The sequence below is a fragment of the Nonomuraea sp. NPDC050153 genome (assembly GCF_044460125.1).
Taxonomy (GTDB): Bacteria; Actinomycetota; Actinomycetes; order Streptosporangiales; family Streptosporangiaceae; genus Nonomuraea.
In genome coordinates this window covers 336,407-360,659 of sequence record NZ_JBITJQ010000001.1, presented here as the reverse complement: position 1 = coordinate 360,659, position 24,253 = coordinate 336,407, and the positions used below count along the sequence as shown (strand labels likewise).

The following is a 24,253-nucleotide window of genomic DNA, read 5'->3' as shown; positions in this document are numbered from 1 at the left end:
GCCGGGGAGGGTCATCCAGGAGGGGAGCGGGGGCTCGGAGTCCGGGGATCGGCGAGGGGTGGGCAGTGGGTTGTCAGTCATTGCGTGGTTTCTCCGCGGATTCCTCGTAATCGTCCCCCACCGCGACGTCCCCGTCGTCAGCGCCCGTCCAGGTTACGTGCAAGTCCCCCAGCGCTTCGACCTGTTCGAAGGTGACCGCCGACTCCCGGAAGAGCTCCAGCACCGCCAGGAAGCGGGCGATGACCTCGAAAGTGCCCGAGCAGTCGGCCACCAGCGCGCGGAAGGTGGCGCGCCGCAGCCGGCGCAGGTGCATGACCAGGATGGCCGCCTGCTCCTTGACGCTCGCCAGGGGCTGGTAGATGTGCCCGACGCTGACGGTGGGGGGCAGCTTGGGGGTGAAGGCCTTGGCGGCGATCTTGGCGAGCTGCTCGGGCCCGATGCCCAGGATGAGCTCGGGCAGCAGGTTGGCGAACTGCGGCTCCAGCGGCACCGTACGGGGAAAGCGCAGCGCCTCCTCCGCCATCCGCCCCGAGAAGAGCTTCGCCACCTCCTTGTACGCCTTGTACTGCAGCAACCGCGCGAACAGCAGGTCCCTGGCCTCCAGCAGCGCCAGGTCCTCCTCGTCCTCCACCTCGCCCGAGGGCAGCAGCCGGGCCGCCTTCAGGTCGAGCAGGGTCGCCGCGACCAGCAGGAAGTGGCTGGTCTGGTCGAGGTCCCACTCGGGCCCCCGGGAGCGGATGTACGCGATGAACTCGTCGGTGACCTTGGAGAGCGAGACCTCGGTGATGTCCAGCTTGTGTTTGGCGATGAGCCCGAGCAGCAGATCGAAGGGCCCCTCGAAGACATCCAGGTGGACCTGGAACCCTTGAGGCTGCTCGGAGTCGGTCACCTGGCCATTGTGGCAGGCGCCGACCAGCGCGAGAGCACCTCGCGGGCCAGCTCACGGTAAGCGTTCGCACCGAGCGAGGACGGGTCGAAGGTGGTGATGGGCTCACCGGCGACCGTCGCGTCGGGGAAGCGGACCGTACGGTTGATCACCGTGTGGAACACCTTGTCGCCGAACGCCTCCACCACGCGGGCCAGCACCTCACGGCCGTGCAGCGTACGGGCGTCGTACATGGTGGCCAGCAGGCCCTCGATCTCGAGGTCCTCGTTGAGCCGCTCCTGGACCTTGGAGATCGTGTCCATGAGCAGCGCCACGCCGCGCAGCGCGAAGAACTCGCACTCCAGCGGCACCATGACGCCGTGGGCGCAGGTCAGGGCGTTGATCGTGAGCAGGCCCAGCGACGGCTGGCAGTCGATGAGGCACACGTCGTAGTGCGGCAGCAGCGGCTTGATCACCCGGCCGAGCACATGCTCGCGGGCGACCTCGGAGACGAGCTGCACTTCGGCGGCCGACAGGTCGATGTTGCTGGGCAGCAGGTCGAGGCCCTCGACGCCGGTCTCCAGGAGCACGTCCTCGGCGGTGATGCCGCGCTCCATGAGCAGGTTGTAGACGGTCAGGTCGAGCTGGAGCGGGTTGATGCCCAGGCCGACGGAGAGCGCGCCCTGCGGGTCGAAGTCGACCAGCAGCACCTTGAGCCCGTATTCGACGAGGGCGGCCCCCAGGTTGATGGTGGTCGTCGTCTTGCCGACGCCGCCCTTCTGGTTGACCATCGCGACCACGCGCGCCGGGCCGTGCACCGCGGGCGGCACCGGCTCGGGGAACACCGGTCTGGGCCGCTGCGTGGGCCCGAGATTGACGCCGTTGGGAGGCGCGTTGGTCTTCGTGTCGCCCCAGGGGTTGTCGGGGGTCCCCGGGGTCGAACCCTTGGTCGTCACAGTCACCAGCTCGAACCTCCCTGACGATCCCGAACCGGACCGTCCGGACGGACACTATGGGCTCGCCACTTTAGGCGGCAAGGCGGCACGCCGAGGGCTGCCGCACGTCGCAAAAGACTATAGATCACTGCCGGGCACGCGGATGCGCGGCGGCATAGACCTCGCGAAGCTTGTCGACCGTCACCAGTGTGTAGACCTGGGTGGTCGTCACGGAGGCGTGGCCGAGCAGCTCCTGGACCACCCTAACGTCAGCGCCACCGTCTATCAGATGGGTTGCGAAGGAATGGCGAAGAACGTGGGGACTTATCCCGACCAGCCCGGCGCGTTCGGCGGCGGCCTGGAGCACTTCCCACGCTCCCTGCCTGGTCAGACGGCCTCCCCTGGCGTTCAGGAAGACGCCCGGGGTGCCGCGCCCGTGGGCGAGCAGGCCGGGTCGGGCCCGGATGAGGTAGGCGTCGAGCGCGGAGCGGGCGTAGCGGCCCAGGGGCACGACGCGGGTGCGGCCGCCCTTGCCGCGCAGGCGTACCTGGTCGTCCTCCAGGTCGTCCACGGCCAGCCCGACGGCCTCGGAGATGCGGGCGCCGGTGCCGTACAGGACCTCGAGCAGGGCCCTGTTGCGCAGGGTCAGGGGCGCGCCGTCGGGGCCGGAGGCGGCGATGAGCCGCTCGACCTCGTCCACGGCGATGGCCTTGGGGAGCCTGCGGAGCTGGCGCGGCGGGCGTACCTCGTGGGCGGGGTCGTGGGCCGTGACGCCTTCGCGCAGAGCGAAACGGTGCAGCCCGCGCACGGCGGAGACGGCGCGGGCGGCCGAGCTGGCGACGAGCGCGGGATGCTCGCCGTCGCCCTCGCGCAACGCGGCGAGGAAGGCCAGCACGTCGGCCTCCCCCACCTCGTCGAGCCCCAGCCGGCCGCGCGCCTGCAGATGGTCGACGTATCGCCGCAGGTCACGACGGTAGGACGCGAGCGTGTTGGCAGCCAGGCCCCGCTCCACCGCCAGATGGGCGAGGTAGCTGGAGAGCACCGCCTCCACGAAAAGGTCCTTCCGTCACGCCTCAGGGGCGTCGGCGGGGCGCAACAGGGCGAACCCCTCAACCGAAGCCGCGTACGCGGCGAGGATACCGGCCACGGCCGGGGAATTGTGGATCATTCCCATGAGCGCGTTCTCGACCGCGTCGGGCAGGGGCACCCACTCGACCGGCATGTCGATCTCCTCGTGCCGGTGGACGAAGTCGGTCTCGATCTTGGTCAGGTCGCGGGCGAGGAACACCCGGATCCGCTCGTCGGTCATGCCCGGCGAGGAGCGCAGGTCGACGAGGGTGTGCCAGGTGTCGGCCCGGTAGCCGGCCTCCTCGGCGAGCTCCCTGGCCGCGCCCGCGACGAGCGATTCGCCTTCGACGTCGCGGATCCCGGCGGGCAGCTCCCACATCAGCATGCGCGTGGGGTGGCGGTACTGCCTGATCATCAGGACCCGCTCCTGGTCGTCGAGCGCGAGCACGGCGACCGCGCCCGGATGCACGATGTAGTCGCGCTCGGCGACCTCGTCGCGCGGCATCTTCACGGTGTCGGTGACCATCGTGACGATGTGGCCGCGGAAGCGTTCCTTGGAATCGACGACGTCCCACGTCTCGGGCGTGTCCATGATCATGGTCGCACTCGCTTCCGGGCCTCGCCGCTCACGCGGGCCGCCGCGGCTCCGGTGGTCCTCACTGGCTCACCTTGGTGGCGACCCGGGCGTCGGCGTACTGCAGGGCGGCGCCGATGAGGCCCTTGAACATGGGGTTGGCCCGCGTGGGGCGCGAGCGGAACTCGGGGTGCGCCTGCGTGCCGATGAAGAACGGGTGGACGTCGGCGGGCAGCTCGGTGTACTCGACCAGCCGGCCGTCGGGCGACAGGCCGGAGAAGACCAGGCCGACCTTCTCCAGCTGCTCGCGGTAGGCGTTGTTGACCTCGTAGCGGTGGCGGTGGCGCTCGTCGGCCTTGGCCTTGCCGCTGTAGAGCTGCCTGGCCAGGGTGCCCTCGCCGAGCTTGGCGGTGTAGCTGCCGAGCCGCATGGTGCCGCCCATGTCACGCTCGCCGGCGACGACGTCCTCCTGGTCGGCCATGGTGGAGATGACCGGGTGCTTGGTGTCGGGGTCGAACTCGGCGGAGTTGGCGTCCTCGATGCCGGCCATGTTGCGGGCGGCCTCGATGACCATGCCCTGCATGCCCAGGCAGATGCCGAGCAGCGGGACCTTGCCCTCGCGGGCGTGGCGGATCGCGCCGATCTTGCCCTCGATGCCGCGCACGCCGAACCCGCCGGGGATCAGCACGCCGTCGACGCCGTCGAGCTCGCGCTCGGCGCCCTCGGGGGTCTCGCAGTCGTCGCTCTTGACCCACCGGATGTTGATGCGGGCGTCGTTGGCGAACCCGCCGGCCCGCAGCGCCTCGGTGACCGACAGGTACGCGTCCGGCAGGTCGATGTACTTGCCGACCAGGGCGATCGTGACCTCCTTGGCCGGGCGGTGCACCCGGCGCAGGAGCTCCTCCCACTCCTTCCAGTCGACGTCGCGGAAGGGCAGGCCGAGCCGGCGCACCACGTACGCGTCGAGCCCCTCGGAGTGGAGCACCTTGGGGATGTCGTAGATCGAGGCCGCGTCCACGGCGGAGACGACGGCGTCCTCGTCCACGTCGCACATCAGGCTGATCTTGCGCTTGATCGCCGTCTGCACGGGCCGGTCGGATCTCAGCACGATCGCGTCCGGCTGGATGCCGATACTGCGCAGCGCCGCCACGCTGTGCTGGGTCGGCTTGGTCTTGAGCTCGCCCGAGGGACCGATGTACGGCAGCAGCGACACGTGCAGGAAGAACACGTTGTCGCGCCCGACCTCGTGCCTGATCTGGCGCACGGCCTCCAGGAACGGCAGCGACTCGATGTCGCCGACCGTGCCCCCCACCTCGGTGATGACCACGTCCACCTCAGGACCGGCCATGCCCCTGATCCGGTCCTTGATCTCGTTCGTGATGTGCGGGATGACCTGGACGGTGTCGCCCAGGTATTCGCCCCGCCGCTCCTTGGCGATGACGTTGGAGTAGACCTGGCCGGTCGTCACGTTGGCCGAGCCGTGCAGGTCGGTGTCGAGGAACCGCTCGTAGTGGCCGACGTCGAGGTCGGTCTCGGCGCCGTCGTCGGTGACGAACACCTCGCCGTGCTGGAACGGGTTCATGGTGCCGGGGTCGACGTTGAGGTAAGGGTCGAGCTTCTGCATGGTGACCCTGAGACCGCGCGCCTTGAGCAGGCGACCGAGGCTGGATGCCGTGAGCCCCTTGCCGAGACTGGAGGCGACACCGCCGGTGACGAACAGATGCTTGGTTTGCGATGCGCTGCGCAAAGGGGCTCCCGTGGCTCGAGGTGTGGTCGAAGTGTCCACGGGCTCTCAGGATATCAAACAACGCCCCCGACATGCCCGAACGGCTTGACCTAGCGGTAACTTTGGTCCCTATGTCATTGGTACGGCGGGCGGTAGGCGCGCTGATTCACCGTGCCTACGCGGCGATCCGCCGCGCCGGCGCGATCACTCCGGCCGCTCCGTCCGGCTATCGTTTCCGCCGGATCGGCGACGGGGTCAGCATCGCATTCCCCCCGGGCGCGATCTTCGGCGAGGGGTGGATCGAGATCGGCGACCACACGCTGATCGGCGAGCGCGTGTCCCTGTCCTGCGGCATGGGCCCGGGGCTGGACCTCGGGCCGGATCCCATCCTGCGCATCGGCGGCAGCTGCTCGATCGGCCGCGGCTCGCACATCGTGGCCCACCAGTCGATCGAGATCGGCGACCACGTCTTCACCGGCCCGTACGTGTACATCACCGACCAGAATCACGTCTACGACGACCCCGAGGTGCCGATCGGCCGGCAGTGGCCGCGTAACAGCCCGGTATCGATCGGCTCCGGCTCGTGGATCGGGGCCGGCGCGATCATCCTCCCGGGCACGAGGCTGGGCCGCCAGTGCGTGGTGGCGGGCGGGGCGGTGGTCCGCGGCGAGTTCCCCGACCACAGCGTGGTCGCCGGCGTCCCGGCCAGGCTCGTCCGCGGTTACACGCCCGAACTCGGCTGGCACAACCCCGCCCTTCCCCGCCCCCTGGACCACCGCACGGCCTCCTGACGCGCCCCGGCCAGGGGGATGGACCGAACAAGCTTCTGCCGGTTAGCGTCAGACCATGCGGACCCCCATCTGTGAGCGCCTGGGCATCGAGTTCCCGTTGTTCGCCTTCAGCCACTGCCGCGACGTCGTGGCCGCCGTCACGAACGCGGGCGGCTTCGGGGTCCTGGGCGCGATCGCGTACTCGCCCGAGCAGCTCGACACCGAGCTGACCTGGATCGACGGGCAGGTGGGCGGCCGGCCGTACGGGGTGGACGTGCTCGTGCCCGGCAAGGTCGACGCCTCCGCGCTCGACCGGCAGGCGCACCTCATGGACTTCGTCCCCGACCGGCACCGCGACTTCGTCACCCACCTGCTGTCCAAGTACGGCGTGAGCGCCCCCGTGCAGCCGCTGACGGCGGCGGCGGACGAGTTCGGCAGGCGGGTGACGGCGACCGGGGCGACGGGGCTGATCGACGTGGCGCTCAAGCACCCGATCGGGCTGATCGCCAGCGCCCTGGGGCCGCCTCCGCCCGAGATGGTCGCCCGGGCCAGGGAGGCGGGGGTGCCGGTGGCCGCGCTGGTCGGCACGGTCGAGCACGCCCGCAGGCAGGTGGCGGCGGGCGCGGACCTCATCGTGGCGCAGGGCACCGAGGCGGGCGGGCACACCGGCGAGATCTCCACGATGGTGCTGGTGCCGCAGGTCGTGGACGCGGTCGCCCCGGTCCCCGTGCTGGCGGCGGGCGGGATCGCGTCGGGGCGGCAGATGGCGGCGGCCATGGCGCTCGGGGCGGAGGGCGTCTGGTGCGGCTCGGTCTGGCTGACCACGGAGGAGGCCGAGACGTCGCCCGCGGTCAAGCGCAAGTTCCTGGCCGCCTCGTCGCTGGACACGGTCAGGTCCAGGTCCCGTACGGGCAAGCCGGCCCGCCAGCTCAAGTCGGCCTGGACGGAGGAGTGGGACTCCGGCCAGGAAAGCCCCGGGCCGCTCGGGATGCCGCTGCAGCTGCTGGTGGCCGAGGGCGCGATGGCCCGCATCGGGGCGGCGGCGGAGAAGGGCGAGCCGGGGGCGGTGGAGCTGGTCAACTACTTCGTCGGGCAGGTCGTGGGCCAGCTCGACCAGGTGAGACCGGCCCGCGAGGTGGTCTACGACATGATCAGCGAGTTCGGGGAGGCGGTGGAGCGGCTGGGGCGCCTGTCCGACCCCGACTAGCCGCGTAGACGTACAGGTACGGGTGCCGCGGCCGGACCTCGCCGTCCGCCATGGCCCTGGCCAGCGCGAGCGCCCCGTCGGCCGAGGTCCCCAGGGGCGGCGCGAAGCGGGCTTCCGGCAGCAGGGCGCGTACGGCGCCCTGGAACGGCTCCATCAGCAGGTCCGCGGCGTCGAAGAGGCGGCCGCCCCAGGAGAAGACCGGGTCGAGCCCCGCCGCGGCGGCGACGGCGGTCTGGCCGAGCTGCCGCCCGGCCTCGGTCCAGATCCCGCGGGCGACCGGGTCTCCGGCGCGGGCCGCAGCGGCCACGGACGGCGCGAACGACGCCAGGTGGTGCGCCGGCGAGCCCGACTCGTAGACGAGCGCCACCAGGTCCAGGGGGTGGCCGAAGCGGGCCGTCAGGTGTTCGAGCAGGGCGGGCGAGCCGCCGGCCCGGCCGTCGTGGGCGCGCAGGGCGGCCTGGAGGCCCTGCGTGCCGATCCAGGCGCCGCCGCCGTGGTCGCCGAGCAGGTGGCCCCATCCGTCGGACTGGTTCCAGACGCGGTCGAGGTCGGTGCCGAGCGTGATGACGCCGGTCCCGGCGGCGACCACCACTCCGGGCCGGAATCCGAGCGCGCCGACGTGCGTGGTCACCATGTCCCCCGCGACCGCCAGCGTCTGGAGCCCGAACCGCTCCCCCAACGCCCGCCACAGCGCCTCCGGCTCCCTGACCAGCCCCGGCAGCCCGGTCACGCCGACGGCCATCCCGTCCAGCCGATCGGGGACGCGCGCCGCGTTCCCGATGACCGTCACGATCCGGGTGGCGAGCCGGTCGAGGTCCACCCGCCCCTCGGCGCGGGGCACGGGTGCCGAGTCCTCGCCGCGCGTGATCTCCCCTCCGCTCTCGATCCGTATCCTGATGCCTCCGCCGCCGACGTCCACGCCCGCGAAGCCGCTCATCCGGCGTGCCCGCCCAGCGCGGCGACGGCCGCGCGGACACCCGGATGCGCGGCGAGCGCGTCCCGCGCCTGACCGGGTGTGCAGCCCGTGAGCAGCCGTACGAGCGCCTCCGGGATCCGCCCGTCCGCCTGCGCCAGCGCGGTGCCGCAGGCCGCGGCCTCCTCCCCGGTCGCCTCCATGAGCAGGTTCACTGCCCGCTGCTCCAGCTTGGCGTTGGTGGCGACCAGCCCGACCATGAGGTTGGAGTACGTACGCCCCGCCTTGATCATGAGCGCCGTCGAGAACGCGTTCAGCAGCACCTTGGTCGCTGTGCCCGCCTTGAGCCGGGTGGAGCCGGTCAGCGCCTCGGGCCCGGTGTCCGCGACGACGAGAATCTCGGCCAGGTCACGCAGCGGCGCGGACGGGTTGCAGGTGATCAGCACGGTGAGCGCGCCCGCCGCCCCGGCCGCGCGCAGCGCCCCGGCCACGTACGGGGTGGACCCTGATGCCGTGATGCCGACCGCCACGTCGCGCTCGTCGAGGGCCCGCGCGTCGGCGGCTCCGAGCTCCTCGGCGTCCTCCTGGTCGATGGACGAGTCCGTGAGCGCGGCGGCCCCGCCCGCGAAGTGCGCGGTGAAGAGGCCGCCCGCCACCCCGAACGTCGGCGTGATCTCGGTGGCGTCCAGCACCGCCAGCCGCCCCGACGCTCCGGCGCCGAAGTAGTGCACGCCTCCCCCTCGGGGCAGCCGGAGGTGCGCCTCGTCCACCGCGCGGGCGAGCGGACCGGCCGCGGCGCGGGCGGCCTCGACCGCCCCGGCGTCCTCGTCCAGCAGGAGCCGCAGGACGTCTCCCGACTCCAGCGTGTCGATGTCGGCGGTGCGCGGGTTGCGGCTTTCGGTCGGTGGTGCCACCTGGGGCATCGTTCTCCTCATCGATCGTCCCGTTCGAAGGCGCCCGCGTAGGCGCCGAACAGCCGGCGTGACTCCGTGGCGAGGTCGCCCCGGTCCCGCGCCGCCGGCTCCGGGCCTTCCCGCAGGAAGAGCTCGGCGCGTTCGCGGAGCCGTTCCCGCAGCTCCGCTTCGGAGTCGCCCGGCGCGACGAGCGCGCGGTCGAGCCCGCCCGCCCACAGCGCCCAGCGATCTCGGTAGTAGCCGCCGACGAGCCCGCTCCAGTGCCGGCCGGCGTAGTCGTCGAGCAGCGGGCTGTCCGAGGTGCCCCACACCGTGATGATGCGGCGGGCGTTGTCCCGCAGGACCGCGCGGTCGTCCGGGCCGCCGGCCCACGACAGGGCCTTGGCCTCCCAGTGCTGGAAGGTGTACTCGGGGCGGCAGGCCAGCATCCGGTCGAGGTCCTCGAAGACCCGGAGGAAGCGGTCGACCCGCGCCGGGCTGCCCGCCGAGTCCAGGACGTCGAGGCAGAGGCGGTCGGCGACCCTGGCCATGTACGCGATGCCGGTCTCCACGAGGTCGTGCCCGAGCGGTCCCGCGGCCAGGCCGGGGTCGCGCTCGGCCACCTCGATCATCCGCTCCCAGGCCGAGGCGAGGACTTCCGGCCGGTACCACAGGACACCGGAGACGGCGGCGCGGAGCTCGGCCGGGCCGCGCTCGTACGAGGGCGCCGCGGTGATGACGCCTTCGAACGCCTGGGGGAGGATCGGCAGGCCCCGGGTGTCGTAGACGGTGTCGAGGAGCCCGCGCCAGGCCGCCCGCAGCTCGGCCGTCCACCGGCCCCCGGCGCCGTAGCGCCTGGTCACGAAAGCGTCGAGCCAGGCGTCGAGGTCGGGGACCGCGTTCCAGATCTGGTCGGCGACGAGCTCGAAGAAGACCGGGTTGTTGCGGGTGGCCTCCATGGACAGGCCGAGGCCGGCGGGCGGGCTCGGCGCCGCCAGGGCCGCGTCGATCCCGGCAGGCACTCCGCGCAGGTCGGCGCCCGGATCGGTGCGTCCGCCGAAGTTCAGCAGCGCGCACCAGAGCCACGGCTTTCCGGAGAACTCCTGGAAGCGGCCCCACAGCGGGTCGTGCTCCGCCCACAGGTCCGCGACGAGCATCCGGCCGTCCGGGATCGCGTCGAGGAAGGCGTTGACGCGGTCCTCGGTCCAGAAGTCCCGCTGGTAGGAGAACGGCCAGGCCTGCATGAGCCAGACCGCGTCGGGGTCGGCGGCCTGGAGGCCGGCCAGCGTCGCCGCCGCCACGGCCCCGGGGAAGGCCGGGTCGGCGTCGATGGGGATCATCTCGATGAACGGGTCGGCGGCGTACAGGTGATCGGTGCCGAAGAGCTTGATCTGCGCACGGGCGATCTCGGCGCCGATCCGCTCGTACAGCGGGTCGGCCGGGTCGAGGACCCAGGTCTCGAACCCCTGCCAGAGGCGGCGGCCGGCCCGCGCCGTCGACGCGAGCTCGGGCGGGACGTGTCCCGTGAAGGCCGGGAGCACGGGCGTCATGCCGAAGGCGCGCTCGCGGTCGAGGATGCGCGCGCCGAGCTCGCGATGGCTCGTGATCCAGGACGAGGAGAGCGGGCCGGCGAAGTTGTCCAGGCAGCCCATGAACTGGAACGGCAGATAGCCCGGTCCGCCCAGGAAGCTCCGTATCTGCCGGTCGTCGAGACCGAGCAGGGAGTAGGCGGCGTGCAGCGCGGCCTCGTGACCGGTGACGGCCAGCGGCATGGTGATGCCGTGCAGGGCCATCCAGTCGATCTCGCGTTCCCAGTCGGCCCAGTCCCAGTAGGGCATCGTGTAGCTGAAGGTGCAGAAGTTGAAGTAGTAGCCCTCCCGGACCCGTGCCGCGCCCTGTCGAGGAGGGGCGTCGGGCAGGGACGTCAGCCCCAGGGGGAGCACCGTGTCCCAGCCCACGGACGTGCCGCAGCGTTCCCGGAGATAGTGATGGAGCGCGACCGAGGCGCTCACCCCGTCCGTCGCGGCGATGGCGAGCACGCCGCCCGCCGCCTCGTAGGCGTACTCGCGCCCGTCGCCGTCGCGGCCGGCGAACCGTACCGACTCCGCCACGGGACCCAGCACGCGGCGGGCCAGGCCGCGGACAGTGTCCGCCCAGGGCGGGCCCTCACCGGAGAACACTGCAGCTCACACCCCTCGACTAATTAGTTCCGTACGGTCCATAATTAATATGCTAGCGTACCGGCAACCGATCGCAGGGAGAGAGCATGGAGCAGGTCGTCGCCGCCGGAACACAGTTCATGCGCGAGGTCAACGCCGCCGCCGTCCTCCGGAAGCTGCGGGCCGAGACCAGCATGAGCGTGTCCGCGCTGGCAAAGGCCGTGGGGCTCTCCCGCCAGGCGGTCACCCGCTCGCTCAACGCGCTGGTCGCCGAAGGGCTCGTCGAGTTCGGTCCTCTTGATCGCGACTCGACCCGGGCGGGGCGGCCGGCGCAGCTCGTACGATTCCGGGCGGAGGCCGGCCACGTGCTGGGCCTGTCGATCAGCCCGCAGGACGTGCGCGTGGCGCTGGCGGACCTGGCCGGCACCGTCACGGCCTCCGGCGCGGAGCAGATCGGCGCCGGTTCCGGCGGTGACCAGGTGGTGGAGACGCTCCTGTCCACGGTGGAGCGGGCGCTGCACGCGACGGGCCTGACGACCGGCGACCTCTGGTTCGCCTCGGTGGGCACCCCCGGCATCGTCGACCCGGCGGCCGGGGTCATCAAGCTCATCCCGAGCATGCCCGGCCTGGCCGGCGACCTCCTCGTGCGCCGGCTGACGGAGGCGCTCGGCTGCCCCGTCTACCTGGACAACGACGTCAAGCTGGCCACTCAGGGCGAGCGGTGGCGGGACGCGGAGCGGCGCGAGGACTCGCTGGTGATGATCCACTGGGGCGAGCGGGTCGGCGCCGGCATCGTGCTGAACGGCGAGCTCTACCGCGGCGCCTCCAATGACGCCGGCGACGTCGGCTTCCTCGACCTGTTCACCGACGGCCCCTCGACGCCCCGCCATCCGCGGGGCCTGGGCCCGTTCGAGGACCGGGTCGGCGGCGCGGAGATCGTCCGCCAGGCCGCACGCGCCGCCGACGGCGCGTTCCTGGCCCGGATCGAGGCGGCGGGAGAGCACGCGCTCGAGGCCGTGCTGGACGCCTTCGTCGAGGGCGAGCCGGCGGCGCTGGAGGCGATCGACGTGGCGGCCCGCCGCTTCGCCAAGGGGATCACCGTGATCCGGGCGATCCTCAACCCGCGGCTCGTCGTCATCGGCGGGCCCCTGGCCAGATGCGGCGAGCCGCTGCTCGCGGCGCTGCGGCGGCATCTTTCCGGCGAGCCGTTGGACCAGCCGGCACTGGAGGTCTCGACGCTCCAGGAGGACGCCGTCGTCCACGGGGCGCTGCTCCACTCGCTGGACGAGATCGAACGGACCGGATTCGGCCTGGTGAGACCAGCCTCCGCCTGATGAGAACCGGTCGCCATGAGGGCCGTTGAAGACACGACGCCACCCACCCGATTGAGGAGAAAGGTCACACGCATGACGAGACCAGCCCGGCGTGCGGCGGTCGCGGCGCTCAGCGTCACGACGGCGTTCACGCTGACGGCCTGCGCGGGCGCCGGCAGCTCGGGGGGAAGTACGGCGACCAAGGTCACCGCATCGACCACCATCGCGAACGACCCGGTGACGCTGACCCTGGCCTACACCAACGACCCTCCCACCAAGGCGCTCATCGACGGCTTCACCAAGAAGCACCCCAACGTCACCGTCAAGCCCCAGATGACGCCGTTCAACGACTACATCAAGTCCATCAAACTGGCGATGTCGTCCGACTCGGCGCCGGACATCGCCCAGTACAACCCGGGCGCGATGAACTCCCTGGTCCCGGCCGGTCTCATCCTCGACCTGAGCCCGTGGTCCAAGGCGTACGGCTGGACCACCAAGTTCCCGCCGGCCAGCCTCGAGGTCCTCAGCTCCGACAAGTCGGCCAAGCAGTTCGGGACCGGCAGCCTGTACGCCGTGCCCGGCGGGCTCTCGGTGCTCGGCGTCTTCTACAACAAGAAGATCGTGAAAGAGGCGCCCAAGACGCTGACCGACTTCGAGGCCGCGATGCAGAAGGCCAAGGACGCCGGCCAGACCCCGCTGAGCAACGGCGCGCTCCAGGTCGGCGGGTTCCACCTGTGGAACGCGCTGCTCAACGTGACCGGCGACGTCAACGACTACCGGTCGTGGGTGTACGGCAAACCGGGCGCGACGATCGAGAACCCGGCCGCGTCGAAGGCCACTCAGACGCTGGCCGACTGGGCGAAGAAGGGATACATCTCCGCCGGGGCGAGCGCCACGGCCGACGCCGACGCGCTGGCGAGCTTCGCCAAGGGCGACAGCGCGTTCCTGATCACCGGCAACTGGGCGGCCTCCACCCTGGAGACCGAGATGAAGGACGACGTGGGCTTCTTCCTCATGCCCACGCCGTCGGGCGAGCCCGCGAAGGTCGCCTCGGGCGCCAGTGTCGCGTACGCCATCTCGTCGAAGTCGAAGAACCCGAACGTCGCCGCGGCCTTCCTCGACTACCTCGGCTCACCGGAGGCGGCGAAGGTCGAGTTCGACGGCGGGTTCATGCCGGTCGACACCAAGGCCGAGCTGGGCGCCACGGGGCTGCGCGGCGACATCGCGGGCGTCTTCGCGCCGGTGGCGCAGGGCAACGGGATCGTCCCGTTCCCCGACTTCGCCTCCCCCGGCATGATCGACAAGCTGACTCCCGGCATCCAGGGCCTGATCAACAGCAAGATGACCCCCGACGCCTTCCTGAAGTCCCTGCAGGAGTCGTGGGACGCCCATCATGGCTCGTGAGCTGAGCCCGGCCGCCGTCTCCCCGCCGCGGGCCGCTCCGGTCCGCGGCGGGGGGCGGGTGGCCGCCGGGGACGCCCGCCCTCCACGCCCGCGGGGGCGACGGGCGCGCGGCTGGCTGTACGTGCTGCCCGCGCTCGCGGTGTACCTGGGCTTCGCCATCTGGCCGGCCCTGAACACGCTCCGCCTGTCGCTCCTGACCTGGGACGGCATCCTGCCGCCGACCTGGGCCGGCTTCTCCAACTACATCAAGATTTTTCGTGATTCAGCGCTGTACGAGGCCATCCCGCACAGCCTCGCGCTGATCGTCTTCTTCTCGGTCGTCCCCATCGGTGTCGGGCTGCTCATGACGGCGCTCCTGATGGGCAAGGTGCGCCGGGGCATGACCTTCTTCCGGATCATCTTCTTCCTCCCCCAGGTGCTGCCGCTCGTCGCCGTCGGCATCACCTGGCGCTGGCTCTACGGCGAGTCCGGCGTGGTCAACCAGTTCCTCGATCTGGTGGGGCTGGGGTCGATCACCCGCGCCTGGCTGGGCGACTACGACCTGGCGCTGATCGCGCTCGGCCTCATCGGTACATGGGTGATGAGCGGGTTGTGCATGATGCTCTTCCTGGCCGGCGCGCAGAAGATCGACCCGTCCCTGTACGAGGCGGCCAGGCTCGACGGCGCGGGGGCGCTCCGGCAGTTCCGGCACGTCACCGTGCCCGGGGTGCGCAGGGAGATCACGGTCGCCGGCGTCATCACCACGATCGCCGCGCTGGCCAGCTTCGACCTCGTCTTCGTCACCACGAACGGCGGCCCGGCGGGGCAGACCAACGTGCCCGGCCTGCTCGTCTACCGGCTGGCCTTCAACGAGGGCGACATCGGCGGCGCCAGCGCGCTCGCGGTCGTGCTGACCGTGATCGTGGTCGCCGTCGTCAGCGCCGTCCGATACTTCACCAGGGATGATCAGAGTTGAGAACGCTCGGCGGTGTCAGTGTCCGGTACGGAGTGCTCGTCCTGCTGGCGGTGATGGTGCTGGTGCCCTTCGCCGGCATCGTCCTCGCCGCCCTGCACCCCTCGGGCGCGCAGCTCGACGGGCTGAGCATCCCGGACAGGTGGTCGTGGGAGACCTTCGCGCTCGCCTGGGAGCGGGGCAACTTCACCAACCTCATGCGTTCGAGCGTGTTGATCGCGGTCTTCGTGGTGCCGCTCGCGGTGGCGATGGCCACGCTCGCCGGGTACGGGCTGGCGATCCTCAAGGTGTGGGGGCACCGGACGTTGTCGTTCGGGTTCGTGATGGGGCTCACGCTGCCGATCGAGGTCATCGTGGTGGCGCTCTACTTCAACCTGCGCGAGGTCGGCCTCACCAACTCCTACGTCGGCGTCATCCTGGCCGAGGCGGCGCTGTTCATGCCGTTCGGGGTGTACTGGATGCAGACGCACTTCTCGAACGTGCCGGAGGAGCTCGTCGAGGCGGCACGCATCGACGGCGCCCGCGATCTCGTGGTGCTGGCGCGGGTGCTGCTGCCCATCTCGTGGCCCGCGGTCACCACGCTGTCCGTTCTCTACTTCATGTGGTCGTGGAACCAGTTCATGCTGGTGCTGGTCATGATGCAGGACCCGGACCGGCGCACCGCGCCGAGCGGGCTGGGGCTCTTCGTCGGCCAGTTCACGACGGACATCCCCTTGCTGGCGGCGGCCTGCTTGATCGTCATCGCCCCGATCGTCGTGGTGTACCTCGTCTTCCAGCGCAGCTTCGTGAACGGCATCACCCAGGGCGCCATCAAGGGCTGACCCGCCCTCGGCCGCCCCCAGAGGACCCCGGCCACGGTCGCCGGGGTGGTCTCGCGCAAGCGGCGCGTATTTGGCATTCACGCCGAAACCCATGTCAAGATGCGCGTGTGGTCGGGACACCGCCGGAGCTGGAGCGTGGCACGGGAGTCCCCGCGCACGTGCAGATCGAGCGGTGGCTGCTCGAGTCGATCTCCAGCGGCGAGATGGAGCCGGGCGACCGGCTGCCCGGCGAGCGGGAGCTGGCCGGGCGCCTGGGCGTGAGCAGGATGACCCTCAGGCAGGCGCTGGCCACGCTGGAGCGCGACGGCGTGCTGATCAGGGTGCCCGGCAGGTCGGGCGGCGCGTTCGTGGCCGAGCCGCGCATCGAGTGCGACCTGACCGGACTGGCCGGGTTCACCGAGCAGATGCGGCGGGCCCACCTGCGGGCCGAGGCCCGGATCCTGACGGCGGCGACCGTGCCCGCGCCCCGGGCGGCGGCCGCGGCGCTGCGGGTGGCGGAGGGCTCGCCGGTGCACGAGGTGGCCAGGGTCCGCTCGGCCGGGCTCTCGCCGGTGGCGCTGGAGCGCTCCTGGTTCCCGCCCCTGCCCGGCTTCCTCGACCAGGATCTCACCGGCTCCCTCTACACCCTGCTGGCCGCCCGCTACGACCTGGAGCCGCGCACGGCGGTCGAGCACCTCGCCCCGGTGATCGCCCGCCCGGCGGAGGCCGCCGAGCTGGGCATCGCCTCCGGCGCGCCGCTCATGCTCATCGAGCGCACCGCCTGCGCGGGCGACGGCGTGCCGGTGGAGTTCGCCCGGGACCTGTTCCGCCCCGACCGGGTCCGGATCTCGGTACGCAGCGGCGTCACGGAACCGGTCACGGAATCAAGGGGCTCTTGACCACGACGCCCGGCACCCAGGCGCCCTCGACCTCGATCTCGACCTGGGCGCCCGGTCCGACCGGCAGGTAGGCGTAGGCGATCGACTCCTTGGCGGTGTAGCCGTACCCGCCGGAGGTGACCCGGGCCACGACCTGCCCGTCCAGCCGTACGGGCTCGTTGCCGAGCGCGACGGCCCTCGGGTCGCGCAGCGTCACGCACCGCAGCCGCCGCTCGGGCGCCGGGTCCAGGGCGTCCTTGCCGAGGAAGTCCTTGTCGGTCTTGACGCAGAACGCCAGCCCCGCCTCGTACGGCGTCGTCTCGGGCCCGATGTCGGCGCCCCACACCCGGTAGCCCTTCTCCAGGCGCAGGCTGTCGATGGCCCGGTAGCCGCCGGCCACCAGCCCGTACGGCTCCCCCGCCCGCCACAGCTCCTGCCACAGCCCCAGCCCGTACTCGGTGGAGCAGTACAGCTCCCAGCCCGCCTCCCCCACGAACGTGACCCGCAGCGCCAGCACCGGCACGTCCCCCACGGTGATCTCCCGCGAGGACATGAACGGGAAGTCCATCGGGTCCGGCGTGAGCCCGGCGATGACCTCAGGGGCGCGCGGGCCCCACAGGGCGAAGCACGCGTACTGGCCGGTCACGTCGGCGATCCTGGCCGTCGCGCCGGTGCGCGCGGCCTGCTTGCGCAGCCAGCCCAGGTCATGGGAGCCGAACGCGGTGCCGGTGACGATCAGGAACTCCTGCTCGCCCCGCCTGGTGACGGTGAAGTCGCACTCGATGCCGCCGCGCCGGTTGAGCGCCTGGGTGTAGGTGACGGCGCCGACCTCGCGGGCGACCCGGTTGTCGCACACCCATTCCAGCAGGTCCGCCGCGTCCGGGCCGGAGACCTCGATCTTCGCGAACGAGCTCTCGTCGAACAGGCCCGCCGTGGTGCGCGTGGCCCGGTGCTCGACGCCGATCGCGGGCGACCAGAGCCGCCCGGCCCACCCGTCGGGGCGCTCCCCTTCCCCGGTCTCGTTCGAGGCGTAGTAGTTGACCCGCTCCCAGCCGGACTTCTCGCCGAAGGCGGCGCCGTGGGCCGCGTGCCAGCCGTACGCGGGCGAGAGCCGCAGGGGCCGCCCAGCCGAGCGCTCGTGGCCGGGGTAGCGGATGTCGTAGTAGGTCTCGTAGTTCTCGACGGCGCGCTTGATCGTGTACGACGGCGAGCGGTACTGGCGGCCGAAGCGGCGGATGTCCATGTGCCAGAGGTCCATGCCGGGCTCGCCCTCGACGATCCACTCGGCCATCACCTTGCCGATGCCGCCCGCGCCCGCGATGCCGTGCGCGCAGAACCCGGCCGCCACGAAGAACCCGCCGACCTCCGTCTCCCCCAGGCAGAACTCGTTGTCGGGGGTGAACGCCTCGGGGCCGTTGATCAGCTTGCGAATGCCGACGTCGGCCATCGCGGGCACACGAATCCGGGAATTATCCGAAATTTCCTCAAATCTCGGCCAATCTTCGGAAAGGAGGCGGCCGTTGAAGTCCGGGGGGACGGCGTCGAAGGAGTTCGGGCCGGCCGTCCAGGGCGCGCAGGTGCGCTCGTACCCGCCCATGACCAGCCCCTGCACCTCCTGCCGGTAGTAGACGAGCAGGTCGGGGTCGCGCAGCGTGGGCAGCCCCGTGTGGTCGTGGCAGGCCTCGGTCACCACGTACTGGTGCGACATGGGCACGATCGGGATCCGCGCCCCGGCCATGCGGCCGATCTCGGCCGCGAACATGCCGCCGCAGTTGACCACGATCTCGCAGTCGATGTCCCCCTGGTCGGTGCGCACGCCGGTGACGCGGCCGTTCGCCGTGTTGACACCGAGCACCCTGGTGTGGGTACGGATCACCGCCCCGCCCTCGCGGGCCCGCCGGGCCAGGGCGTAGCAGAGCTGCGAGGGGTCGATCTGCCCGTCCGTGGGCAGGTACGCGGCGCCCACGACGCCCTCGGGATCCATGAGGGGGAACAGCTCGACGGCCTCGGCCACCGAGATCTCCTCCAGCGGCAGCCCGAACGTCCGCGCCCAGCCGATCTGCCGGCGGATCTCCGCCATGCGCTCGGGCGTGGAGGCCAGCTTGATGCCGCCGCATTCCGTCCACCCGGCGTCGAGGGTGCGGTAGAGCTCGACGGAGTACTGGTTCATGCGGGTCAGGGTGGGATCGGCGCGGAGCTGGCCGACCAGGCCCGCCGAGTGGAAGGTGGAGCCGCTGGTGAGCTCGTCCCGCTCCAGCAGGACGACGTCGCGTTCGCCGAGTTGGGTGAGGTGGTAGGCGACGGACGCGCCGCCCACCCCGCCACCGATGATCACGATGCGGGCCGAGTCGCTCATGCTGGCGAGGCTAACCTTCGAACCCGTAAAAGGTCTAGACCGTTTAGCGCCGCCCGGCCTAGCATCGAGCATGGCCGTGCCCGAGGTGCTCGATCGCATCCCTCTGCTGTCCGGCGTGTCGCGTTCCGTGGAGGAGTTGCCCGGTGGGCTGACGAACCACAACTACAAGGTCACCACCCCGGGCGGGGCGTACGTGGTGCGCGTGTGGGCCAGCGACAGCTCGCTGCTGGGGATCGACAGGGACGCCGAGCACGCGTGCACGCTGGCCGCCGCCGCGGCCGGGGTGGGGGCGCCGGTGCACGCGTACCTGCCCGAGCTGGGGGTGCTGGTGGTGGGCTTCCTGCCGGGGCGGACGTTCACCGAGGCCGACCTCCGCGACCCGGCGAACCTGCCCCGGCTGGCGCAGGCGTGCCGCCGCCTGCACGCGGGGCCGCGGTTCGTACGGGACTTCGACATGTTCGAGGTTCAGCGGCACTACCTGGGGATCGTGCGGGAGCGGGGTTACCGGCTGCCCGCGGACTACCTCGATTTCATGCCCGCCGTCGACAACATCCGGAAATGTCTGGAAATAAGGGCAGAAGGCACCGTTCCTTGTAACAACGACCTTCTGCCGGGCAACATCCTCGACGACGGGCAGCGCCTCTGGCTGATCGACTACGAGTACGCCGGCAACAACGACCCCTGCTTCGAGCTCGGCAACATCTGGAGCGAGTCCGACCTGCCGCTCGGCCACCTGGACGAGCTCGTCACCGCGTACTACGGCCGCCGCCTCCGCCACAAGATCGCCCGCGCCCGCCTGCTCGGCCTCATGTCCAAGTACGGCTGGACGCTCTGGGCCTCCATCCAGGACGGCGCGAACGAGAGCATCGACTTCGACTTCTGGTCGTGGGGCATGGAGAAGTACGAGCGGGCGGTGGCAGAGTTCACCGGATCCGGCCTCGCGTACCTCATGGACGAGGCGGCGCGGGCAGACTAGAGGCATGCTTGCCGCACTGACCGGCCTCGGCCTGTCCACGGCCGCCGGGCTGAACGCCTACATCCCGCTCCTGGTCGTGGGCGTCCTGGCCAACTTCACGGACGCCGTGAAGCTCCCCGACGGCTACTCCTGGCTGTCCAACTGGGGCGTGCTCGCGGTGATCGCCGTCCTGCTGGTGGCTGAGTTCGTCCTGGACAAGGTGCCCGCCGTGGACAGCGTCAACGACGCCATCCAGACCGTGGTGCGCCCGGCGTCGGGCGGCGTGGTCTTCTCGGCCACGCAGGCGGCCTCCGAGCTGGACCACTCCACCTGGATGACCGAGCACCCGTGGGCCGGCTGGCTGCTGGGCATCGTGATGGCGCTGGCCGTGCACGCGGTCAAGGCCACCGCCCGGCCGGTGATCAACGCCGGGACGGCGGGCGTGGGCGCCCCGGTGGTGAGCACGGCGGAGGACGCGGGCTCGCTCGGCATGAGCCTGGTCGCCGTCTTCGCCCCCGTGCTGGTGATCGTCGCGCTGCTGGCGATGGCCGTGCTGGCGTGGTGGCTGATCAGGCGGGTACGCCGCATGCGCGCCCGCAGAAGGGCGGCACGCGGCCAGCCCTGACCCGGGATCGCTCCTGGACCTGACCCGGGATCACTCCTGGGCCCGCAGCCACTCCTCCACCAGGTCCACGAACTCGGCGGGGCGCTCCTCGTGCAGCCGGTGGCCGGCGCCCTCCCAGCACACGACCCTGGACGCGGGGTCCTTGAGCAGGCCCGACTCCCAGCTCGCCCGTTCCGGATCCGCCCAGATCGACAGCACCGGGCAGCGCCGGCGGGCCAGGTAGTCGTCGCTGGCCGGGCGCACCCCGATCGCGTCCGGGGCCGTGAACATGGCCTCGAACGCCTGGACCAGCACGTGCGGCGGCATGCCGTACAGCCTGCGCTTGTGCCAGCGCCTGATGACGGGCGGCGTGCCGGCGTTCGTGCACCACTCGTCGATCTTCTCGGCGGCGGCGTGCGGGTGCTCGCCGCGCAGGCCCGCGATCATCTTGGGGAAGCGCCTGGCGAGCCGGTCGGTCATGCCGTAGCCGGGGTCGACGGCGACGAGCCCGCGTACCAGCTCGGGGTGCTCGACGGCGAGGATGGAGACCACCTGGCCGCCCATCGAGTGCCCGACGGCGACCACGCGCGGGATGCCCCGGCTTTCGAGCAGGACACGCAGGTCGTCGGCCATCTCGCGCGGCGTGTTGCCGCTCTCGGGGACGGACGAGTAGCCGTGGCCGCGCAGGTCCACGGCGATCACCCGGTGGGTGGCCGCCAGCGCGTCGATGTGCCAGGACCACTGGTGGGAGTCGGTGCCCCACCCGTGGACGAGCAGCAGCGGCGGCCCATCCCCGTCCTCCGTGTAGAAGAGCCTGATATTTCCGCCCACATCCGCGTACGGCATCTACCGACCGCCACCTTCCAACCGGGCCAGCAGCGCGCCCTCACCGGCCGTCCACCCGCCGTCCACGGCCAGCTCCGCGCCCGTCACGTACGAGGCCGCGTCGGACAGCAGGAACGCGATGGCCTCCGCCACCTCCTCCGGCTCGCCCCAGCGCCCGGCGGCGGCCAGCGCGAAGGTCCCCTCCCCGGACACGGCCCCGAGCGGCTGCGTCATCGGGGTGACGATCATTCCCGGATGTACGGAGTTGACCCGGATGCGGTCCTTGCCGAACTCCAACGCGGCGATCTTGGTCAGCCCGCGCACGCCCCACTTGGACGCCCCGTAACCGCCCGTGCCGGGGAGGGCGGTGAGGCCCGCGACGGAGGACAGGTTCACGATGGCGCCGCCGCCGGACTCGCGCATGGCCTTGACCACCGATTTGAGGCCCAGGAAGACGCCGGTCAGGTTGACCTGGAGCACGCGCTCGAAGGCTTCAAGCGACTGCTGCTCGATGGGCTCGGCAAGGGCGATGCCCGCGTTGTTCACCAGCCCGTCGAGCCTGCCGCACGCCTCCAGGGTGCCGGCGACCACTTCGGCCCACTGGTCCTGACTTGTCACATCGTGGGGGATGAATCGGACACCCAGCTCCTTGGCGGTGGCCGTACCCTCCTCCACCAGCACATCGGTGATCACGACCCGGGCCCCGGCCGCCACGCAGCGCCGCGCGGTGGCCGCACCCATCCCGCGAGCGCCGCCGGTGATGATCACAACCTTGCCGTCGAGCACGTCGTCCCGCCCCCTTCCCGCCGCTCTCCGAGAACTGAAGCACAGCCCCACGCCTCCGATCAAGTGCTTGCTTGGTGCCTCTGCCGCGCCGATGCCGCCCCGGGCGACTATCCTTCAATTCATCAACACCTACGGGAGGTGGCGGAGATCGGCGAGCTGCTTGTCGTCCTACTGGTGATCCTGGCTTTCTTCCTGCTGCTGGGCGGTGTGGGCGTCTTCCTGCTGGTCAAGCTGGGCAAGAGGGCTGCGGTCAAGGCCAAGCAGGCCACGACCCGCATCACCACCCACGTCAACGCCATGGGCACAGGCGACGCCGCCGAGGTCGAGCGCCTCCGGCTCGACCTGCGCCGCGAGGTGTCCCTCACCCGCCAGGCCATCGGCCAGGCCCAGCAGCAAGGCTGGGGCCTCGGCGACCTCCCCCGGCTCATGGCCGACCTCTCGGCACAGGCGGACGTCCACGACGGCCAGCTCGGCATGTACGCCCAGCAGCGCCGCGTGTCCCCGTACGTCGACCACGCCACCCTCGACCGGCTCAGGGAGCACCAGGCCAAGCTGACGGCGATGTGCGCCCGCATCCGCGCCGACCTCCTGGGCGACCAGGTGCAGCACACCGCCACAGGCATCGCCGACCTCGGCTCCCGCACCGACCTCGAGATCGAGGCCCGCCGCCGCGCCCCCGACCCGCTGGACGAGATCGACGAGCTCTATCGGCGCTCGATGCAGGAGCGCAAAGACCTCCCTTGACGACTACTCAACGTGGCAGAATAAGCGCGCCGCGTGAAGAGCCGAGGAGGCAGACTGATGACTATGACCCTTCCTGAGTGGTTCTATCCCGGCCCTGCTGGCGGCTGGACCGCCGACATGCTCGATCACCTTCCCCCCGGCGCGCCCCGACACGTCGAACTGATCGATGGGTCACTCATCATGATGTCGCCGCAGACTGGCTTCCACATGCTCACGCTCCGGCTGTTCGAGGGATCGCTTCATCCGCCGCAGGAACTCATAGTCGTGCGCGAAATGACGGTGACGCTCGGACTTCGCCAGCGGCCAGAGCCGGATATCCTCCTGGTCAACCGGTCAGCTTTCAGCACGAAAGGCACTTCGTTCAAGCCGGAAGACGTCCACCTGGTCGTCGAAGTGGTCTCGGACGAATCCAGGGACAGGGATCGAACCACCAAGCCGATCAAATACTCGAATGCGGGCATCAAGTTCTTCTGGCGAGTAGAGCAGGAAGATGGGTTGCCCGTCGTTTACACCTTCGAGCTTGAGCCGACGGTCAAGGCCTATGTCCCCACCGGCATTCACCGCAAGCGACTCCAGACCCACATCGGATTCGACGTCGACATCGATCTCGATCTGAAATGGCCGCCACCGGTTTAGCGGTCGGTCCACTCGCGATAGATGAACGCGGTGAGCTCCGCCTCCGTGGCCCCGCGGTTGGCCAGAGCCTTGGTGGCCTGGGCCTGGGCTCCGGTGGGCAGCCGGCCCTCCAGGAGGATGGGCAGCGACAACCGCCGCAGCAGCACCTCGGACTCCGAGATCCCGGACGGCCGGCGCGTGACGGCCACATTAACCCGCAGCGCGTGCTCGTTGCCGGGCGGGACGGCGGGGCGGTCGATCTCGATGGCGGAATAGCGGAACCCGTTGGCCAGGTCACAGGCGGCGCATCCGGCCGGCCCCCTGCTGAGCCGATCGCCGCATTCAGGACAGGTCAGGCGATCGTATGCGGCGTCCACCACGCGCCACGGGTGCTTGTCGAGCTCGTCGATGATCATCTTGGCGATGAGGCGCTCGTCGGTCGGCCCGGTGGTGCCGAACTCCCGTTCCAGGAACGCGCGCCAGCCCTCCTCGACGATCTCGTCGACCAGCCCGGCGCACCGGAGACACCCTGGGGCTCCGGCGGGCTCCCAGTGGTCGCAGTCCGGGCAGCGTCGCATGCCCGCACCGTACAGGCCGGGCCGGACCCGCCGCACCGCGTTTTGCGGCAGCCCGAGGCAGGGCGGAACTCCCCACCGAGGCGGGACGAAGTGGGGCGGGGCGGAGGTGTGGGTGCCGGGGGTGGTGGCAGGGGCGTGGTTAATCGGTTGCGAGGGCTGGGTGTGGCCCGGCATACTCGGCCGAGTTGATCGCTTGGCAGCGGCTTGACGATGATCGCCGCGCCATGTCGCGGAGGGAGGGTGAGACCGTGATGACGACTGTTCGCGTGCCGTTTTCCGCGTCCTCAGACCTTCCCACCGTGCGTTCGCTGACCTGATCGACGAGCCGGTGGG

23 protein-coding genes are annotated in these 24,253 nt (G+C 71.1%); 11 read left to right on the top strand and 12 right to left on the bottom strand.

What is annotated here, in order from left to right:
* Positions 1–73: 73 nt before the first annotated feature.
* From ACIBQ1_RS01675 to ACIBQ1_RS01655, 5 genes are all read right to left on the bottom strand, one after another.
* Positions 74–889, bottom strand: a complete 816-nt coding sequence (locus ACIBQ1_RS01675; protein ID WP_397273997.1) for a segregation and condensation protein A — start codon at positions 887–889, stop codon at positions 74–76.
* Positions 886–1,827, bottom strand: a complete 942-nt coding sequence (locus ACIBQ1_RS01670) for a ParA family protein (RefSeq protein ID WP_397273996.1) — start codon at positions 1,825–1,827, stop codon at positions 886–888. Before ACIBQ1_RS01670 ends, ACIBQ1_RS01675 begins: the two co-directional genes overlap by 4 nt.
* A 118-nt stretch (positions 1,828–1,945) precedes the next feature.
* Complete coding sequence (locus ACIBQ1_RS01665; protein ID WP_397273995.1) at positions 1,946–2,851, bottom strand: site-specific tyrosine recombinase XerD; 906 nt, start codon at positions 2,849–2,851, stop codon at positions 1,946–1,948.
* Between the two features lie 15 nt (positions 2,852–2,866).
* Positions 2,867–3,466, bottom strand: coding sequence for an NUDIX domain-containing protein (locus ACIBQ1_RS01660; protein WP_397273994.1), 600 nt, complete (start codon positions 3,464–3,466; stop codon positions 2,867–2,869).
* Between the two features lie 58 nt (positions 3,467–3,524).
* On the bottom strand, positions 3,525–5,189 hold the full coding sequence (locus ACIBQ1_RS01655; protein WP_397273993.1) for a CTP synthase: 1,665 nt from the start codon (positions 5,187–5,189) through the stop codon (positions 3,525–3,527).
* 110 nt (positions 5,190–5,299) lie between these two features.
* Between ACIBQ1_RS01655 and ACIBQ1_RS01650 the strand changes: the two genes are divergently transcribed.
* A complete protein-coding gene (locus ACIBQ1_RS01650; protein WP_397273992.1) occupies positions 5,300–5,959 on the top strand; it encodes an acyltransferase in 660 nt (219 codons plus the stop codon).
* 55 nt (positions 5,960–6,014) lie between these two features.
* Positions 6,015–7,145: an NAD(P)H-dependent flavin oxidoreductase gene (locus tag ACIBQ1_RS01645; RefSeq protein WP_397273991.1), complete on the top strand. Its 1,131-nt coding sequence runs from the start codon at positions 6,015–6,017 to the stop codon at positions 7,143–7,145.
* Here the strand turns inward: ACIBQ1_RS01645 and ACIBQ1_RS01640 are convergent.
* Genes ACIBQ1_RS01640 through ACIBQ1_RS01630 form a run of 3 tightly spaced genes read right to left on the bottom strand, consistent with a single transcriptional unit; the run spans position 7,090 to position 11,131 of the window.
* Positions 7,090–8,082, bottom strand: a complete 993-nt coding sequence (locus ACIBQ1_RS01640) for an N-acetylglucosamine kinase (protein ID WP_397273990.1) — start codon at positions 8,080–8,082, stop codon at positions 7,090–7,092. The two genes, ACIBQ1_RS01645 and ACIBQ1_RS01640, sit on opposite strands and share 56 nt — an antisense overlap.
* Positions 8,079–8,981: an N-acetylmuramic acid 6-phosphate etherase gene (locus tag ACIBQ1_RS01635; RefSeq protein WP_397273989.1), complete on the bottom strand. Its 903-nt coding sequence runs from the start codon at positions 8,979–8,981 to the stop codon at positions 8,079–8,081. The genes ACIBQ1_RS01640 and ACIBQ1_RS01635 overlap by 4 nt, the downstream gene beginning before the upstream one ends.
* Before the next feature lie 8 nt (positions 8,982–8,989).
* Entirely contained in the window at positions 8,990–11,131 is a 2,142-nt protein-coding gene (locus ACIBQ1_RS01630) for an alpha-N-acetylglucosaminidase TIM-barrel domain-containing protein (protein ID WP_397273988.1), read from the bottom strand.
* A gap of 86 nt (positions 11,132–11,217) precedes the next feature.
* Here ACIBQ1_RS01630 and ACIBQ1_RS01625 point away from each other — a divergent pair, with 86 nt between their 5' ends.
* From ACIBQ1_RS01625 to ACIBQ1_RS01605, 5 genes are all read left to right on the top strand, one after another.
* Positions 11,218–12,444, top strand: coding sequence for an ROK family protein (locus tag ACIBQ1_RS01625; RefSeq protein ID WP_397273987.1), 1,227 nt, complete (start codon positions 11,218–11,220; stop codon positions 12,442–12,444).
* Between the two features lie 72 nt (positions 12,445–12,516).
* A complete protein-coding gene (locus ACIBQ1_RS01620; RefSeq protein ID WP_397273986.1) occupies positions 12,517–13,827 on the top strand; it encodes an ABC transporter substrate-binding protein in 1,311 nt (436 codons plus the stop codon).
* On the top strand, positions 13,817–14,782 hold the full coding sequence (locus ACIBQ1_RS01615; protein WP_397273985.1) for a carbohydrate ABC transporter permease: 966 nt from the start codon (positions 13,817–13,819) through the stop codon (positions 14,780–14,782). The genes ACIBQ1_RS01620 and ACIBQ1_RS01615 overlap by 11 nt, the downstream gene beginning before the upstream one ends.
* 53 nt (positions 14,783–14,835) lie before the next feature.
* A complete protein-coding gene (locus ACIBQ1_RS01610) occupies positions 14,836–15,600 on the top strand; it encodes a carbohydrate ABC transporter permease (RefSeq protein ID WP_397274544.1) in 765 nt (254 codons plus the stop codon).
* 107 nt (positions 15,601–15,707) lie between these two features.
* Positions 15,708–16,478 carry a GntR family transcriptional regulator gene (locus tag ACIBQ1_RS01605; protein ID WP_397273984.1) on the top strand — a complete coding sequence of 257 codons (771 nt, stop codon included), beginning with the start codon at positions 15,708–15,710 and terminating at the stop codon, positions 16,476–16,478.
* Here the strand turns inward: ACIBQ1_RS01605 and ACIBQ1_RS01600 are convergent.
* The gene (locus ACIBQ1_RS01600; protein WP_397273983.1) at positions 16,456–18,813 is read right to left on the bottom strand and encodes an FAD-dependent oxidoreductase; all 2,358 of its coding nucleotides are present in this window, start codon (positions 18,811–18,813) and stop codon (positions 16,456–16,458) included. The genes ACIBQ1_RS01605 and ACIBQ1_RS01600 overlap by 23 nt on opposite strands.
* Before the next feature lie 70 nt (positions 18,814–18,883).
* On the opposite strand from ACIBQ1_RS01600, the gene ACIBQ1_RS01595 reads away from it, so the two are divergent.
* Both ACIBQ1_RS01595 and ACIBQ1_RS01590 read left to right on the top strand, forming a co-directional pair.
* Positions 18,884–19,789, top strand: coding sequence for a phosphotransferase (locus ACIBQ1_RS01595; protein ID WP_397273982.1), 906 nt, complete (start codon positions 18,884–18,886; stop codon positions 19,787–19,789).
* A gap of 4 nt (positions 19,790–19,793) precedes the next feature.
* Complete coding sequence (locus tag ACIBQ1_RS01590; protein ID WP_397273981.1) at positions 19,794–20,393, top strand: DUF4126 domain-containing protein; 600 nt, start codon at positions 19,794–19,796, stop codon at positions 20,391–20,393.
* Between the two features lie 30 nt (positions 20,394–20,423).
* Here the strand turns inward: ACIBQ1_RS01590 and ACIBQ1_RS01585 are convergent, their stop codons facing one another.
* Positions 20,424–21,218: an alpha/beta fold hydrolase gene (locus tag ACIBQ1_RS01585; RefSeq protein WP_397273980.1), complete on the bottom strand. Its 795-nt coding sequence runs from the start codon at positions 21,216–21,218 to the stop codon at positions 20,424–20,426.
* Complete coding sequence (locus tag ACIBQ1_RS01580) at positions 21,219–21,983, bottom strand: glucose 1-dehydrogenase (protein WP_397273979.1); 765 nt, start codon at positions 21,981–21,983, stop codon at positions 21,219–21,221.
* 138 nt (positions 21,984–22,121) lie between these two features.
* Between ACIBQ1_RS01580 and ACIBQ1_RS01575 the strand changes: the two genes are divergently transcribed.
* Both ACIBQ1_RS01575 and ACIBQ1_RS01570 read left to right on the top strand, forming a co-directional pair.
* Complete coding sequence (locus tag ACIBQ1_RS01575) at positions 22,122–22,727, top strand: hypothetical protein (RefSeq protein ID WP_397273978.1); 606 nt, start codon at positions 22,122–22,124, stop codon at positions 22,725–22,727.
* A 63-nt stretch (positions 22,728–22,790) separates the two neighbouring features.
* A complete protein-coding gene (locus tag ACIBQ1_RS01570) occupies positions 22,791–23,363 on the top strand; it encodes a Uma2 family endonuclease (protein WP_397273976.1) in 573 nt (190 codons plus the stop codon).
* Here the strand turns inward: ACIBQ1_RS01570 and ACIBQ1_RS01565 are convergent.
* The gene (locus ACIBQ1_RS01565) at positions 23,360–23,920 is read right to left on the bottom strand and encodes a hypothetical protein (protein WP_397273975.1); all 561 of its coding nucleotides are present in this window, start codon (positions 23,918–23,920) and stop codon (positions 23,360–23,362) included. The two genes, ACIBQ1_RS01570 and ACIBQ1_RS01565, sit on opposite strands and share 4 nt — an antisense overlap.
* Positions 23,921–24,253 lie beyond the last annotated feature (333 nt).

Coding starts and splice junctions, on each gene's coding strand:
- ACIBQ1_RS01660 (WP_397273994.1), bottom strand. CDS start 3,466: ATGATCATGGACACGCCCGAGACGTGGGACGTCGTCGATTCCAAGGAA.
- ACIBQ1_RS01650 (WP_397273992.1), top strand. CDS start 5,300: ATGTCATTGGTACGGCGGGCGGTAGGCGCGCTGATTCACCGTGCCTAC.
- ACIBQ1_RS01645 (WP_397273991.1), top strand. CDS start 6,015: ATGCGGACCCCCATCTGTGAGCGCCTGGGCATCGAGTTCCCGTTGTTC.
- ACIBQ1_RS01640 (WP_397273990.1), bottom strand. CDS start 8,082: ATGAGCGGCTTCGCGGGCGTGGACGTCGGCGGCGGAGGCATCAGGATA.
- ACIBQ1_RS01635 (WP_397273989.1), bottom strand. CDS start 8,981: ATGCCCCAGGTGGCACCACCGACCGAAAGCCGCAACCCGCGCACCGCC.
- ACIBQ1_RS01625 (WP_397273987.1), top strand. CDS start 11,218: ATGGAGCAGGTCGTCGCCGCCGGAACACAGTTCATGCGCGAGGTCAAC.
- ACIBQ1_RS01620 (WP_397273986.1), top strand. CDS start 12,517: ATGACGAGACCAGCCCGGCGTGCGGCGGTCGCGGCGCTCAGCGTCACG.
- ACIBQ1_RS01615 (WP_397273985.1), top strand. CDS start 13,817: ATGGCTCGTGAGCTGAGCCCGGCCGCCGTCTCCCCGCCGCGGGCCGCT.
- ACIBQ1_RS01610 (WP_397274544.1), top strand. CDS start 14,836: ATGGTGCTGGTGCCCTTCGCCGGCATCGTCCTCGCCGCCCTGCACCCC.
- ACIBQ1_RS01600 (WP_397273983.1), bottom strand. CDS start 18,813: ATGAGCGACTCGGCCCGCATCGTGATCATCGGTGGCGGGGTGGGCGGC.
- ACIBQ1_RS01595 (WP_397273982.1), top strand. CDS start 18,884: ATGGCCGTGCCCGAGGTGCTCGATCGCATCCCTCTGCTGTCCGGCGTG.
- ACIBQ1_RS01590 (WP_397273981.1), top strand. CDS start 19,794: ATGCTTGCCGCACTGACCGGCCTCGGCCTGTCCACGGCCGCCGGGCTG.
- ACIBQ1_RS01585 (WP_397273980.1), bottom strand. CDS start 21,218: ATGCCGTACGCGGATGTGGGCGGAAATATCAGGCTCTTCTACACGGAG.
- ACIBQ1_RS01570 (WP_397273976.1), top strand. CDS start 22,791: ATGACCCTTCCTGAGTGGTTCTATCCCGGCCCTGCTGGCGGCTGGACC.
- ACIBQ1_RS01565 (WP_397273975.1), bottom strand. CDS start 23,920: ATGCGACGCTGCCCGGACTGCGACCACTGGGAGCCCGCCGGAGCCCCA.